Source organism: Rheinheimera sp. (assembly GCF_037442345.1).
Taxonomy (GTDB): Bacteria; Pseudomonadota; Gammaproteobacteria; order Enterobacterales; family Alteromonadaceae; genus Pararheinheimera.
The window spans coordinates 39,075-53,122 of record NZ_JBBIQL010000001.1 but is presented as its reverse complement, the minus strand read 5'-3'; the positions used below and the strand labels follow the sequence as shown (position 1 = coordinate 53,122).

General features: G+C 51.6%; 10 protein-coding genes. 4 read left to right on the top strand and 6 right to left on the bottom strand.

Annotated elements, in window-relative coordinates:
• Window positions 1–33 precede the first annotated feature (33 nt).
• The 4 genes from WKJ04_RS00230 (at window position 34) to WKJ04_RS00215 (ending at window position 4,981) form a co-directional block, all read left to right on the top strand.
• On the top strand, window positions 34–990 hold the full coding sequence (locus WKJ04_RS00230) for a stomatin-like protein (RefSeq protein WP_337878579.1): 957 nt from the start codon (window positions 34–36) through the stop codon (window positions 988–990).
• A 12-nt stretch (window positions 991–1,002) separates the two neighbouring features.
• Window positions 1,003–1,470 carry a hypothetical protein gene (locus WKJ04_RS00225; protein WP_337878578.1) on the top strand — a complete coding sequence of 156 codons (468 nt, stop codon included), beginning with the start codon at window positions 1,003–1,005 and terminating at the stop codon, window positions 1,468–1,470.
• Window positions 1,471–1,679: 209 nt separating this feature from the next.
• Entirely contained in the window at window positions 1,680–2,741 is a 1,062-nt protein-coding gene (locus tag WKJ04_RS00220; protein ID WP_337878577.1) for an acetylhydrolase, read from the top strand.
• 182 nt (window positions 2,742–2,923) lie between these two features.
• A complete protein-coding gene (locus WKJ04_RS00215; protein ID WP_337878576.1) occupies window positions 2,924–4,981 on the top strand; it encodes a diguanylate cyclase in 2,058 nt (685 codons plus the stop codon).
• A gap of 15 nt (window positions 4,982–4,996) precedes the next feature.
• On the opposite strand, the gene WKJ04_RS00210 is transcribed toward WKJ04_RS00215, so the two are convergent.
• The 6 genes from WKJ04_RS00210 to gltB all read right to left on the bottom strand — a co-directional run bounded on the left by WKJ04_RS00210 (window position 4,997) and on the right by gltB (window position 13,725).
• Window positions 4,997–5,329 carry a hypothetical protein gene (locus WKJ04_RS00210; RefSeq protein ID WP_337878575.1) on the bottom strand — a complete coding sequence of 111 codons (333 nt, stop codon included), beginning with the start codon at window positions 5,327–5,329 and terminating at the stop codon, window positions 4,997–4,999.
• A gap of 141 nt (window positions 5,330–5,470) precedes the next feature.
• Complete coding sequence (locus WKJ04_RS00205; RefSeq protein WP_337878574.1) at window positions 5,471–6,346, bottom strand: transporter substrate-binding domain-containing protein; 876 nt, start codon at window positions 6,344–6,346, stop codon at window positions 5,471–5,473.
• A 218-nt stretch (window positions 6,347–6,564) separates the two neighbouring features.
• Window positions 6,565–6,948, bottom strand: a complete 384-nt coding sequence (locus WKJ04_RS00200) for a hypothetical protein (protein WP_337878573.1) — start codon at window positions 6,946–6,948, stop codon at window positions 6,565–6,567.
• Window positions 6,949–7,069: 121 nt separating this feature from the next.
• On the bottom strand, window positions 7,070–7,657 hold the full coding sequence (locus tag WKJ04_RS00195; RefSeq protein WP_337878572.1) for a hypothetical protein: 588 nt from the start codon (window positions 7,655–7,657) through the stop codon (window positions 7,070–7,072).
• 176 nt (window positions 7,658–7,833) lie between these two features.
• Window positions 7,834–9,246 (bottom strand): FAD-dependent oxidoreductase, encoded by a 1,413-nt coding sequence (locus WKJ04_RS00190; RefSeq protein WP_337878571.1) that lies wholly within the window; start codon window positions 9,244–9,246, stop codon window positions 7,834–7,836.
• Between the two features lie 12 nt (window positions 9,247–9,258).
• Window positions 9,259–13,725, bottom strand: coding sequence for a glutamate synthase large subunit (gltB, locus tag WKJ04_RS00185; protein WP_337878570.1), 4,467 nt, complete (start codon window positions 13,723–13,725; stop codon window positions 9,259–9,261).
• Between the last annotated feature and the right edge of the window lie 323 nt (window positions 13,726–14,048).

Below are 14,048 nucleotides of genomic sequence, written 5' to 3'. Positions count from 1 at the left end.
GCAGGGAAGCTAATTGAATCATAAGGATAAGTGATGGACCAAAGTATGTTTTTTGACAGCCAGTTGCTGGTACCTCTGGTGCTGGTGGTTGCGGTGCTGATTATTATTGGCAAAGCCATAGTGATACTGCCGCAGAATATGGCCTATATCATTGAACGCCTGGGTAAATACCACGAAACCCAGACGGCCGGCCTGCAGTTTATTATTCCTTTTATCGACCGTATTGCCTACCGGGTGTCGCTGAAAGAAAACGCCATCGACATTCCCAGCCAGTCAGCCATTACCAAAGACAATATCAGCCTGACCATTGACGGTGTGCTTTATATCAAGGTGATGGAGCCGTACAAAGCTTCGTATGGTATCGATAACTATGTGTATGCCGTGATCCAGCTGGCGCAGACGTCAATGCGTTCTGAAATTGGTAAGCTGGATCTGGATAAAACCTTTGAAGAGCGTGACAGCTTAAACGCCAAAATTATTGACGCCATCAACCAGGCATCCGCCGCCTGGGGTGTGCAGGTAATGCGTTACGAAATTAAAGACATTAACCCGCCCAGTTCAGTGCTGGACGCGATGGAAAAACAGATGCGTGCTGAGCGGGAAAAACGCGCGGCTATTCTGGATTCTGAAGGCAAGCGTCAGGCGGCTATCAACCTGGCCGAAGGGGAAAAGCAGGCCACTGTGCTGGCGGCCGAAGCTGAGCGGGAACAGCAGGTATTAAAAGCTGAAGGCGAAGCCCGTTCTATTGAACTGGTGGCCGAAGCCAAAGCCAAAGCGCTGACCATGATAGGTCAGGCGGCAGCCACGGCAGAAGGCCAGGCGGCAGTGCAACTGGATTTAGCCACCGAAGCCATTGCGGCGAAAAAGGCCATAGCCCGTGAATCGACTGTGGTGCTGATGGATAACGACAAGTCCTCGGCAGGCCATACTGTGGCTGAAGCCTTGGGGGTCGTGGCCGCTATTCAGCAATCCGGCACCTTAACTAAATAAGGAGATCCGTCGATGGATTTATTCTCCGTCCTGATGATTTTGGGCCTGGTCTGCCTGGCGTTATTACCTTTTGCGGTGCCGGGTTTGCTGGAAGTGCTGTTGTCGCTGGCGGTGTCTGCCTTGCTGGTGGCGGGGGCTCTTTATCTGGGTTGGTTGCCGGATCAGTTGTGGCTGAGCCTGCTGAGTCTGGCGGTGCTGGCGGTGATCACCACTTTATTGCTGTGGAAGCCGTTACGGCGTTTGCAGCATAGCGGTGAGCGGTTGCAGGAAGACAAAGGCATTTCTGATTTTGTTGGCACCCAACTGGTGCTGGCAGGCCACACCAGTAAAACCCAGGCCAGTGAACTGCTGTTCAGCGGTGTGCACTGGCAGGTAAAACTGGACCCAGACAGCAGTGACACTGAGCTTGTCGCTGGTGAGCAGGTGGTTATCAGTTCGGCTCAGGTCGGGCTGTTGTTGGTAAAAAAAATCAATGGTTAAGGCTGGTCTTTGCTGGCGGGGGAACCCCCGCCACTACAACAGCTTTTTGATTGATGAATTTTTTTGAACACCCTATGCAGAATTTCCCGCTTTTTTCTGGTCTGTAAATCCGTAAACTGCCCTTATCCCGTAACCCAAGCCACTGACCACAGACGACCGGACAACTCAGGCCGTTTGGTTAAGCTGCAGTCTGACACCGGAGTATTGCGATGAAACCACAACGAGTCTGGACAGGCCTGATGGCCCTGACTGCAACCCTGGCGTTGGCTGCAGGCCTGAGTGGTTGCTCTGCTAAAGCCACGGGGTTAAGCCCTTTGGTCTGGCAGCAACAGCTGAATTTACCTTCAGTGCAACAGGCAGAGCAGCTGGCTTTGGTCCTGACTGAGCAAGTGGAAGAAACCGAATTTCACTGGTTTGACGAAAGCAGGCAGCGTGCAGTGCCTGCGCTGCTGTTCAGCCCGAAGCAGGCAAAAGGCAAAGCAGCACTGCTGGTGTTTTCGCACGGTTTAGGTGGCTCGAAAGAACGTTATGCCTATTTAGGCCAGTATTGGGCCAGCCAGGGCTATTACAGTTTGCACCTGCAACATGAGGGCAGTGACCGTAAAGTCTGGCAAGGCAGTCGTTTGTTATTGCCTTTCCGGTTAATGGATGCGGCGGATGAAGCCGAAGCTTTGGCCCGGGTGCAGGATGTACGTTTTGCACTGGACCAGTTTTTAGCGTCAGACGTTGCCAAGGCGGTGGATCAGCACCAGATCCTGATGGCCGGCCATTCTTATGGTGCCAATACCTCCATGCTGCTCTCTGGTGCCCAGGTCGAACAGCAGGGCCGGTTGGTCAGCTTAAAAGACCCACGCATTAAGGCCGCTATTCTGATTTCAGCCCCACCTTTTTATAACGACCAGCCACTTGCTCAGGTGCTGGCCGATGTGACCATTCCGACTTTGCATATCACCACCACAGAAGATGAAATAAAAGTACCGGGCTATTACTCCTCACCGGCGGACAGGCTGGAGTTGTTTTATGCCATGGCCAGCCCGTACAAAGTGATGGCGGTATTTAATGGCGGTAGCCATAACATCTTCTCCGGCTGGCGCCGCAATGACGAAACGGCCAACCAGAATAAGGTCATTAAAGCCGCCACTCAGGCCTTATCCGCCGCATTTATCGAGCAGGTGGTCAAAGGTGACGGCAGCGCGCTGCAGCAGTGGGAGCAACAACACAAAGCTGTGCTGGCCGATTTTATCCGTAGTGATATGCTGGCGCTGCGTTAGTTGCCTGGTTGGCAATGCAGCATTCAGCTGCAGTTGTCGCAAGCCGCTGTGCATTCTATTTGATGTTGCTAATTAACTTGTGCTAGCTTCTGTGCAGTTTTTCGCCTGGTTGATTGTGTTTCCTGATGCGGTTTTTTCCTGCTGTTCTGATACTTTCTCTGTTCTGTCAAAGTCTGACAGCTGTGGCTGCAGCTCAGGATTTTTCTGAGCTGCGGGAACAACTGAAAGAAGCCCGTCAACAAGGCAATTTGGTGAAAGCGGACCAGCTTGCCAGCGACTATCTGGCTTTAGCCGTCAGAGTGAATGATCCGCTGCAGCTTGGTCTGGCGCATTTTCAGTTGGGCCGAAACGCGATGGAGCGCAACAATTACCAGGTGGCTAAGCCTGAACTGGAGCAAGCCGTCGCTTTGCTGCAACCTTTGGGGCAAAGCAAGGCGCTGGCGGATGCACTCGACAGATTAGGCATGACCTACCGCTACCAGAGTGACTATGCCAGTGCCCTGAAATACATGTATCAGGCGATGCAGATCTATCGTGACCTGGAAGATTTAGAATCCATCGCGTCCGGCTACAACAATATAGGCACTGTGTTGGAGAAAATGGGGCAGTTTGAAGAAGCTTTGCACGCCCACCAACAAAGCCTGGAGCTGAGTTATCAGTTGAAAGACAGCGAAAGCATTGCCAGTACCATTTTTAACCTTGCCGATTTACACCGCAGCCTGGGCGACAATGACCAGGCGTTAACGTATTTCCGGCAGGCACTGGAAATGGATATTGCCAGTGGTAATAAACGCAATATCGCTTACAGCCATAACAAGCTGGGCTTTTTGTACAGCGGGCTGAAGGAATTCGACAAAGCCCATTTTCACGCCAACCAGGCGTTGGCGTTGTTTCAGCAGATTGGCGCGAAACGTGATACTGATTGGGCCCGAACCGGGCTGGCCAAGCTGGCAATGGAACAGGGCGACTATGCCGGTGCTCAGCAACTGCTGGATGCTGTGATAAAACGGGCGTTGCAGCACAGCTACAAAAGTTTGCTGATAGACACTTATAAGATGGCGGCGGAGCTGTCATTGCGACAAGACAAGGTGCAGGCGGCTCTCGCTTATATTGAGCCTGGTATTGCGCTGGCGCGGCAAACTCAGGAGCGCGCCGATGAAGCCCAGTTGCAGCAAATGCGGGTGGACGCCTATATTCGGCAGGACGCAGTGCGTGAAGCACTAAATGCACTGCAAGCGCAAAAGCAATTGGAAGACGAGATATTCAGCAATAAAAAAGCGGCCACTATTGCGGCCATTCAGGCTCAGACCGAATACACCCGTCAGCAGTACCAAATTTCGTTGCTGCAAAACGAACAAATTCTGCAGCAGGCCAGGCTGGAGCAGAGCCGGCTGACCCGTAATTTCTGGATCTTCGGGTTGGTGGCGGTATTTGTATTGATGATTTCTTTATACCGCCGTTATCTGCAAAGCCAACAAAACCGCAGTCTGGAACAGGAAGTAAAAGCCCGTACCATCGAGCTGGAGCAAAAAAATGCCGAGTTGCAGCAGGCTTATCAGCAGCTGGAAGTGATCAGCCTGACCGACAAATTGACCGGGCTCCACAACAGGCATTTTCTGGAGAGCCATATCGAAACTGAACTGGAACAATGCAGGCGCAGCTGGCAGGACTGGCAAAGTGGCAAAACCAGCCAGCCTGAACGCGCTGAACTCGCGGTGTTTTTAATTGATTTAGACCACTTTAAAGCACTGAACGACAGCTATGGCCACCAGGCGGGTGACGAGGTATTGCAACACTTCCGGCTGAAACTGCAGCAGGTATTTCGCCAGTCCGATTACCTGGTACGTTGGGGCGGCGAAGAGTTTGTGGTGATTGCCCGCAGTATTAACAGAGCAGAAGCCGCTCCTTTGGCACAACGACTGGTTGACACTGTGCAGCAAGAGTTGTTTCCGCTGAGCGAGGCGCCGCCAGTTGCTGTCAGTTGCTCTGTCGGTTATGCCTGTTATCCGTTGCCACTGGGTGAATCCCCTTTGCACTGGGAACACCTGCTGAAACTGGCGGATCTTTGCCTCTATGCTGCTAAATACAGTGGCCGCAATGGCTGGGTGGGGCTGGAAACAATCAAGGCCGACACAGGGTTATTGTCGGGCATTATTGCTCCCGGCCAGCTGCAGCTCTGGCATGCTGAAGGGAAATTGCAGGTGCAGCACAGTTTTGCGCAACTAAAATGGCAGGGTTGACTGAAAAGCAAGCAGCTAAGGCTGGTAGAAGGTGCCGTTGTTTTTAATGCGTAGGATCCATTGTTCCGCCAGAGCAGCATCGAGCCGCCAGCTGGGTCTTGTTTGAACCTGCATAGTGGGAAGAGTTTCTGGCGGGCTTGTGTCATCCGCTTGCAACTCTGCAGCAGGTGTTAACTCAGTCTGAGTCGGCCTTGGTTCATTGGTGTTTGATGGGGATGCCATCTGCTCGCCAGAACTTGGCAGCCCGTTCAGTGTGCTATCAGAGCCCGTCGTAGCAAAAGCCTGACTCAGCAGATAAACACAGAGGCCAGTCATCAATACAGCCAATAGACTCAGCGCTTTATTCATTGTGTATCCCTTCAGGCTGACCCAAGTCCATCGCTGCAAAATTGCTATCGTCCTTGCCACTACGCAAGACCATCTTTGTCGCCATGCTGAGGTTGGCGTCGGCGGACAGGCTGACAGTGAAGTCATATAATACACATGGATTCAGGGGGTTAACCACCAACTGGTATCTATTGGTGCTGTGCCTGCGGGCACTGCCGTATTGTTCAGAAAAATCATGGTTCTGTTGTTTAAGTTGGCCTTCTTCAGTGTGTCGGCATAATAACGGTCAAACAAAGCGCGATAAGAGCCGTCCTCTGTGGCCTTTGCCAGACCTTGTTCCAGCACAGCAGCCAGATCGGGCCTGTGTTTACTGACAAAAAAATACACAGGGTGCTGATAAAACAACATGATATTGTCAGCAATGATCAGGTCGTCTGAATGCAAGGCTAACTCGCCCCATACCTCATTCACACCTCTGGAAAAGTAGTCAAACCGGCCATGTTTCAGCATTTCAAACAGAGCTTCATAATTGGTAGAGCTCACTACTCTTAAACCATTCGTCTTAAAAATGCCAAAGTCACTCCAATGTGGATTGTGGCCGGCCACATAGGGTTTAAGCTGTTTCAGTGAGGTTATATTTTTAAACTTTTCATTGTTTTCCGGTGTGATTAACAGCAGCCTGAGTCCAAGCAGGCCGCGGTAAATGGGGACTTTAATCGGGATCATAGTGCGCTCACGCTCTGCAGAGGTGGAGATAAACAGCATATCCAGCTCTCCATTCACCACCATCTTTTCTACCCGGCCTTCTGTTAAAACCTCAGGTGATTGCACAGCTTCAATACGATAAGGAACGCCGTTTTTTTCCAGCACCAGCTCCAGTAGTTTTAAGGCAAAACCATGACGGGGTTGTAAATGATAATGCCGGATATGAATCACCTCTTCGGCTCTGAACTCTGCGGGGAACAGCATTAGCACACAGAAGATCAAACCACTGACCATCAATGACATGGCAAAACCAATTTGAAGAGAAACCAGCATTAAGAATAGATGCAGCTTATTGATTTACAAGGGGAGAAGCAGCCCGAAATGACTCAGTACATCAGGTTGCCAGTCAGCTTTTTCTTTGGGCCGCATCTGGGGGGAAGTCGAAAACAGCACTGTCGTGTCCGGCCGGATCTTAAGAGGAATAGTGGACAGGTGGAGCAGGTCAAGACTGACACCCTCAGCAAGCACCACGAACAGGCCAGGATCTTTATTTATTCGGTTTTACCTTCAATATGCCCCAAATCCATCGCGGCGATTAAATAGCCGTACTCTTTGTCGCTTAGCTGACCGGCCTGATGCAGCTGTCTGGCAAGTTCGTGCGACCAGCTTTTGCCCGCAGGCGCCGCGGGCAGAGTACGGTTGATGTCCAGCAGGTGCTGTTCTGAGACTGTATGGCCTTGTTTGGTGGCCTCAGTCGCGCAATAACTCAGAATATATTCCACTGCATATTTATCTATGCTGGGTTGCCAACTGTATTCCGTGTGACAGGCGGTTTTATGCTCGCCGCCTGGCGTAACGTAGCTCAACTGGCCTGTGGTGCAGCCAGGCAGAGCCGTTATGGTTAACAGCAGTGCTGTGATTTGAAAAAGCCTCACTAAAACTCCGGCGTTTAATCGACTGGGACTCTATCTGGTTGTTTTACCTTGAATTTCAAAGGGGTTCAATCATTGATGTAGAAAACAGTAGTCTATGATTGTGCATGCTTGGCATTCATCTTTAATGAAATTCAAATGGATTAATAGCAGGTTGCTCCTGAGGGTAGATAGTTAATATTTCGTTTATTTTTTCATCGAGCTCAATTGAATCTATAACGCCATGGCGATGCAACCAGCCAAACTTTTCAAGCTCAGTTTCATAGTCGCTGTGAGAGTTCACATTTCCATACATTCTGAGTAGCTCTATTTTTCGTCGGTTCATTATCTCGGAGTAGATCTGATCATGTTTTTTATCCTGAATGATGAATAGATTCCCAGATTTAGTAAAAAGAACCGTATATTTTACTCTGCTAGCTAAGTAGTGAAGAAAGAATGGAGCAGAAATGACTAATAAAATCCAGCTTCCGTCCATTGGCTTTCCCGTAAGCAATATACGGGACACATTGACTATCCAGATCACGATCCACATAACGGCCATACATAAGGACCAGTCATTCTGCTCGACAGATTCTTGCTTTTTAAATGGGATTTCTGCGTAGAAAAAATCAATGTCTGTAGTGCCAGACTTATCCTTAAGAATCATATTTATGTAGTCTTTATGGAATATGAAATCGATTTTCCTACCAAATTCCTTTTGGGTTATATGCATCCTAATTCCTATGGCATTTTGGCTTCGTGGACTAGCTTATGACATTAAGCTTAAAGTGAGTTATTGCTCAAATTAATAATAGAAGAATCTGAACTACGTATTGATGCTTAGTTCCTAAAAAGGGTTTGAATAAAAAGGGCGCACCAAGGTGCGCCCTTACATTTTGTGTTGAGAACTTAAACCTGCAAATAATCCAGAATACCTTCAGCGGCTTTGCGGCCCTGGGCTATGGCGGTGACGACCAGGTCGGAGCCGCGCACCATATCGCCACCGGCGAAGATTTTTTGCTGGTTGGTTTGCAGCGGGTAAGGGCTGGTTTCACTGGCCACCACGCGGCCTTTGTCGTCCAGCGCCACACCCATATCCTTCAGCCACTGCGGTGGGCTTGGCTGAAAACCGAAGGCGACAATCACGGCGTCGGCGGCCAGCACCTGCTCAGAGCCCGGCACCACTTCGGCGTTACGGCGGCCTTTGGCGTCTGGTGCACCCATTTGGGTGGTGACCACTTTGACGCCAATGGTGTTGCCGCTTTCGTCCACTTCAATGCCCAAAGGCTGCAGGTTAAACAGAAACTCCACCCCTTCTTCGCGGGCATTTTGCACTTCACGGCGGGAGCCCGGCATATTGGCTTCATCGCGCCGGTACGCACAAATCACCTGGCTGGCACCCTGACGAATGGAGGTGCGTACGCAGTCCATGGCGGTGTCACCACCGCCTAACACCACGACTTTTTTACCGGCCATATCGACGAAGGGGTGCTCAGTCTGCCAGCCCATCAGGTTGTTGATATTACCAATCAGGAAGGGCAGGGCTTCGTAGACACCCGGTGCATCTTCATTCACCAGGCCACCTTGCATTGGTGTGTAAGTCCCCAGCGCTAAAAACACGGCGTCGTATTCAGCCAGCAAGCTGTCGAAACTGACATCTACACCCACATTGGTGTTCAGGCGAAACTCAATGCCCATTTCGCTGAAGATTTCGCGGCGCAGCTTCAGCACATCTTTTTCCAGTTTAAAGGGCGGAATACCGAAGGTCAGCAGGCCCCCAATTTCCGGGTAACGGTCAAACACCACAGGGGTGACGCCGTTGCGGATCAACACGTCGGCACAGGCGAGACCTGCCGGGCCTGCACCAATCACCGCAACCCGTTTGTCGGTTTTGACCACAGCCGATAAGTCCGGCCGCCAGCCCATCTGAAAGGCTTTGTCGGTGATGTACTTTTCAATAGAGCCTATAGTGACTGCACCAAAGCCTTCATTCAGGGTACAGGCGCCTTCACACAAGCGGTCTTGTGGGCAAACCCGGCCGCACACTTCCGGCAGGCTGTTGGTTTTATGCGACAGCTCAGCCGCTTCAATAATTTTGCCGTCGTTGGCCAGCTTCAGCCACTGCGGAATGTAGTTATGCACCGGGCATTTCCATTCGCAGTACGGGTTGCCACAATCCAGGCAACGGTCGGCCTGACCTGCGGCCTGGGTTTCTGTCATTGGCTGGTAAATCTCAACGAATTCAATAGTGCGCTCGCGGTGCGAGCGCTTTGGCGGGTCCACCCGCTTCACGTCGATAAACTGGTATACGTTTTGTGCCATGATGAGTGCTCCTTACATCGCCTGCACCCGCAACTCGTCAGACGAGCGCGCACGGTGACCCAGCAAGGTGTTTACATCGCTGGTTTTTGGTTTCACCAGCTTGAATTTAGGTAAATAGTGACTGAACTCAGTGAGGATGCGGTGCGCTTTCTCACTGCCTGTGGCTTCCACATGCTGGTGCAGCAGGCTGCGCAGGTGTTCCTGCAGAATAGGCATGCTGACATCCAGCGTTTCCACCAGTTCAGGGTTTACCCTCAGACACAAATCGTCCTGTTCATCTAATAAATACGCAAAACCACCTGTCATACCGGCCCCGAAGTTCACGCCGGTCTGGCCCAATACCAGCACCACGCCGCCTGTCATGTATTCACAGCAGTTATCGCCTGTGCCTTCCACCACGGCAATGGCACCGGAGTTACGCACGCCAAAACGCTCACCGGCGCGGCCTGCCAAATACAGACGGCCACCTGTGGCGCCATATAAACAGGTATTGCCGGCTATGGTGGCGTCGTCTTTTGAGTAGCTGACGCCTTTGGGCGGGTAAATCGCCAGCTGGCCGCCTGTCATGCCTTTACCGACATAGTCGTTCGCATCGCCTTGCAGGGACAAATGCAAACCACCGGCGTTCCAGACACCAAAGCTTTGGCCGGCAGTGCCGTTAAACTGCACTTGGATAGGGTCGGTCGCCATGCCCTGGTTGCCATGATGACGGGCAATTAAACCCGACAACGCAGCACCGACAGAGCGGTCCGTATTACGGATGGCCAGGTTTAAGCGGCCACCGGTTTTATGCAACACCATGTCTTTGCAGCGCTCAACCAACAACTGGTTCAAAGCACCCGGGTCGAATGGCGTATTGTTCTGCACACAGTAGAGCGGTTTGTCTGAACGCACGCCAGAAGACTGCAGAATAGGGCTTAAATCCAGTTTCAGCTGTTTCTGGGTTTGTCCTTCACGCACGGACAATAAGTCAGTGCGGCCAATCAGATCAGTCAGTTGGGTCACGCCCAGCTCAGCCATCAGCTCGCGCACTTCCTGTGATAAGAACTTAAAGTAGTTCATCACCATTTCCGGCAAGCCGTTAAAGTGGTCACGGCGCAGTGTCGCATCCTGAGTTGCGACGCCCGTGGCGCAGTTATTCAGATGACAGATGCGCAGGAACTTACAGCCTAAAGCCACCATAGGGCCAGTGCCAAAACCAAAGCTTTCCGCACCTAAAATGGCGGCTTTGACCACATCCAGGCCAGTTTTCAGACCACCGTCCACCTGCAGCCGCACTCTGTCACGCAGGCCGTTGTCGACTAAGGCCTGATGCACTTCAGCCAAACCTAACTCCCAGGGCGAACCGGCGTATTTAACTGAGGTGAGCGGGCTGGCGCCCGTGCCGCCGTCGTAACCGGACACGGTAATTAAGTCGGCATAAGCTTTGGCGACCCCGGTGGCAATAGTACCTACACCAGGTTCAGATACCAGTTTCACTGACACCAGAGCGTCCGGGTTCACCTGTTTTAAATCGAAAATCAGCTGGGCCAAATCTTCAATGGAATAAATATCATGGTGTGGCGGTGGCGATATCAGCGTGACACCTGGCACTGAATAACGCAGCCGGGCAATTTCTGCGGTGACTTTTTCACCGGGCAGCTGACCGCCTTCGCCTGGCTTGGCGCCTTGCGCAACTTTGATCTGAATCACTTCAGCATTGACCAGATAATGGGGGGTGACACCAAAACGGCCAGAGGCGACCTGTTTGATTTTGCTGTTTTTCTCAGTACCAAAGCGGCGAGGGTCTTCACCACCTTCACCTGAGTTCGAGCGCCCGCCCAGGCGGTTCATCGCAATAGCCAGGGCCTCATGTGCTTCCGGGCTTAAGGCGCCAATCGACATGGCCGCACTGTCAAAACGGGGGTACATCTGTTCTGGCGCTTCCACTTGCTCCACTGCAACAGGGGTAACTCCGCTGGTATTGAGCTCAAACAAATCACGTAAATGCGCCACCGGACGCTGATTGACGAAGTCGGAATAGACTTTGTAATCGGCGTATTTACCAGAGCGCACGGCTTTTTGCAGGCTTTGCACCACATCCGGGTTATAGGCGTGGTATTCACCGTCGTGCACATATTTCAGTAAACCACCGTGGGTCAGTGGTTTGCGTTTCAGCCAGGCGCTGTTGGCACGGTTTTGCAAATCCTGCTGGAAGTCTGCGAAATCGGCCCCCTGAATACGGGATGGCATATCAGGGAAGCACAGCTGCATCACGTTTTTATTAATACCGACCGCTTCAAACAGGTTAGAGCAGCGGTAGCTGGCCACAGTCGAAATCCCCATTTTCGACATAATTTTGTACAGACCTTTATTGATGCCTTTGCGGTAGTTCAGCACCGCCTGACGGGCCGTCAGGGCTAAGCTGCCTTTTTCCACCAGCTGTTCAATGGTCTCGTACACCATAAAGGGGTAAATGCCAGTCGCGCCTAACCCCACCAGCACGGCAAAGTGGTGCGGGTCACGGGCCGACGCTGTTTCGATAATAATGTTGGAGTCACAGCGCAGCTGGTTATCCACCAGCGCATGATGCACAGCACCCACCGCCATCGCCGCCGGAATAGGGATTAAGCCCTGAGCGATGCGACGATCGGTCAGGATCACCAGCACAATTTTGTCGTCACGCACCACCCGCACCGCCTCATGGCAAATGCGACGGGTGGCCTGTTCCAGGCTTTCTTCGCTGGGGTCAAAGTTCAGCGAAATAATATGGTGCTTGTAGTATTTTTCGTCGGCAGTTTTCAGCTGTTTTAAATCGCTGTACATCATCACCGGCGATTCAAACTGAATACGGCGGGCGTAACCTGCTGTTTCGCTGAACACATTGTGCTCGCGGCCAATACTGGTCGCCAGTGACATCACATGGGCTTCGCGCAGCGGATCTATAGGCGGGTTGGTGACCTGAGCAAATTGCTGGCGGAAATAATCGTAAAAGGTGCGGGTTTTCTGCGACAGCACGGCCATTGGCGTGTCGTCGCCCATAGAACCCACAGCTTCCTGGCCGTCTTTGGCCAACACACTGATCACCTGCTCAATTTCTTCATAGCTGTAGTTAAACAGCTTGTGGTACACCAGCATTTCGTCGTCGCTGAACACACGTTTGCCAATCAGGTCACTGTCAAACTGCTCGTACGGCACCAGGCGCTGCACGTTGGCAGACAACCACTTACGGTACGGATGGCGGTGCATCAGGTCGGCGTCGATTTCTTCAGAGCGCCAGATTTTGCCTGTTGACGTGTCCACTGCCAGCATCTCGCCCGGGCCAACACGGCCTTTTTCCTGCACTTCATCTGGTGTGTAATCCCAAATGCCAACTTCAGAAGCCAGCGTGATCAGTTTATCTTTGGTAATCACAAAGCGGGCCGGACGCAGGCCGTTGCGGTCCAGGTTACAGGCGACATGTTTACCATTGGTCATCACGATACCGGCCGGCCCGTCCCAGGGCTCCATATGCATGGAGTTAAATTCGTAGAAGGCTTTGAGGTTATCGTCCATCACCTTATGGCCTTGCCAGGCTGGCGGAACCAATAAACGCATGGCTCGGAATAAATCCATGCCACCGGCCAGCAACAGCTCCAGCATATTATCCAATGAGCTGGAATCCGAGCCGCTTTGACTGACAAAAGGTGCGGCTGTCTGTAAGTCAGGCAGCAATGGCGAGGCGAATTTATACTGCCGGGCACGCGCCCACTGCCGGTTGCCGGTAATGGTATTGATTTCACCATTGTGTGCCAGGAAACGGAAAGGCTGCGCCAGAGCCCAGCGTGGCATGGTGTTGGTGGAAAAGCGCTGGTGGAACACACAAATAGAGGTTTCCATCCGCACATCGGCCAGATCCAGATAAAAACGCGGCAAATCAGCCGGCATCATCAGGCCTTTAAATACAGTGACCAATGAAGAGAAACTGGGAATATAAAAGTCTTTGTCGTCGGTCAGTTGTTTTTCGATCCGACGGCGAACCATATAAAGGCGGCGCTCTAAGTCGTGGTCGCCCCAGCCTGGCTGGGCGCTGACAAAGACCTGTTTAATCTGTGGCATGGAGTCAAGGGCCAGCTCACCTAACACCGATGCATCAACCGGCATCTCACGCCAGCCGACTAAGGTCAGGGTTTCACGGGTAATTTCCTGCTCAATAATGGCCCGTGCCAGTTCGGCTTTCACCGGGTCCTGGCTGAAGAAAATAATACCCACCCCATATTTAGTGCCTAAACTCCAGCCTTGTTCGTCCGCAATAGCGCGGAAAAAGCTGTCTGGCTTTTGCATTAACAGGCCACAACCATCACCTGTTTTCCCATCCGCTGAAATTCCACCTCTGTGCTGCATCCGGTCTAAGCCGCTGATCGCAGTTCTCACAATACGGTGGCTGGCGACGCCTTCTAAATGGGCGATCAGACCAAAGCCACAGTTCTCTCTCGCCTGACTGTGGTGATACAACGCCATGACCCTTCCTCCAACCTGTCCAAAAGTAAATATAAATTTATAAATAGTGAATTATTATTCTTATGTGTGGCGTTTTTATCACTGAAAGAAAACAACATTTATGCTTTCATGCAGTTTGCTGACCTTTGGGCTGCATTTTTATGCCGTTTAGACGTCTATCCATAAAAATGCCTTTTAGATATACCGAGATTTCCTGCAAATTGCAAGACAGATTTGCCGCACTGCCCAGGCCATTAGACCGCAGGATCGACAAAGGGTTTTTTGTAATTTAATTACATGAAATTTAGTTTTTTTGGCCGGAATTGCCAGAAAAGACAGAAAAA

Bases quoted from the DNA above. Each gene is read 5' to 3' on its own strand.
- WKJ04_RS00230 (WP_337878579.1), top strand. From the start codon at position 34: ATGGACCAAAGTATGTTTTTTGACAGCCAGTTGCTGGTACCTCTGGTG.
- WKJ04_RS00225 (WP_337878578.1), top strand. From the start codon at position 1,003: ATGGATTTATTCTCCGTCCTGATGATTTTGGGCCTGGTCTGCCTGGCG.
- WKJ04_RS00220 (WP_337878577.1), top strand. From the start codon at position 1,680: ATGAAACCACAACGAGTCTGGACAGGCCTGATGGCCCTGACTGCAACC.
- WKJ04_RS00210 (WP_337878575.1), bottom strand. From the start codon at position 5,329: ATGAATAAAGCGCTGAGTCTATTGGCTGTATTGATGACTGGCCTCTGT.
- WKJ04_RS00205 (WP_337878574.1), bottom strand. From the start codon at position 6,346: ATGCTGGTTTCTCTTCAAATTGGTTTTGCCATGTCATTGATGGTCAGT.
- WKJ04_RS00195 (WP_337878572.1), bottom strand. From the start codon at position 7,657: ATGCATATAACCCAAAAGGAATTTGGTAGGAAAATCGATTTCATATTC.
- WKJ04_RS00190 (WP_337878571.1), bottom strand. From the start codon at position 9,246: ATGGCACAAAACGTATACCAGTTTATCGACGTGAAGCGGGTGGACCCG.
- gltB (WP_337878570.1), bottom strand. From the start codon at position 13,725: ATGGCGTTGTATCACCACAGTCAGGCGAGAGAGAACTGTGGCTTTGGT.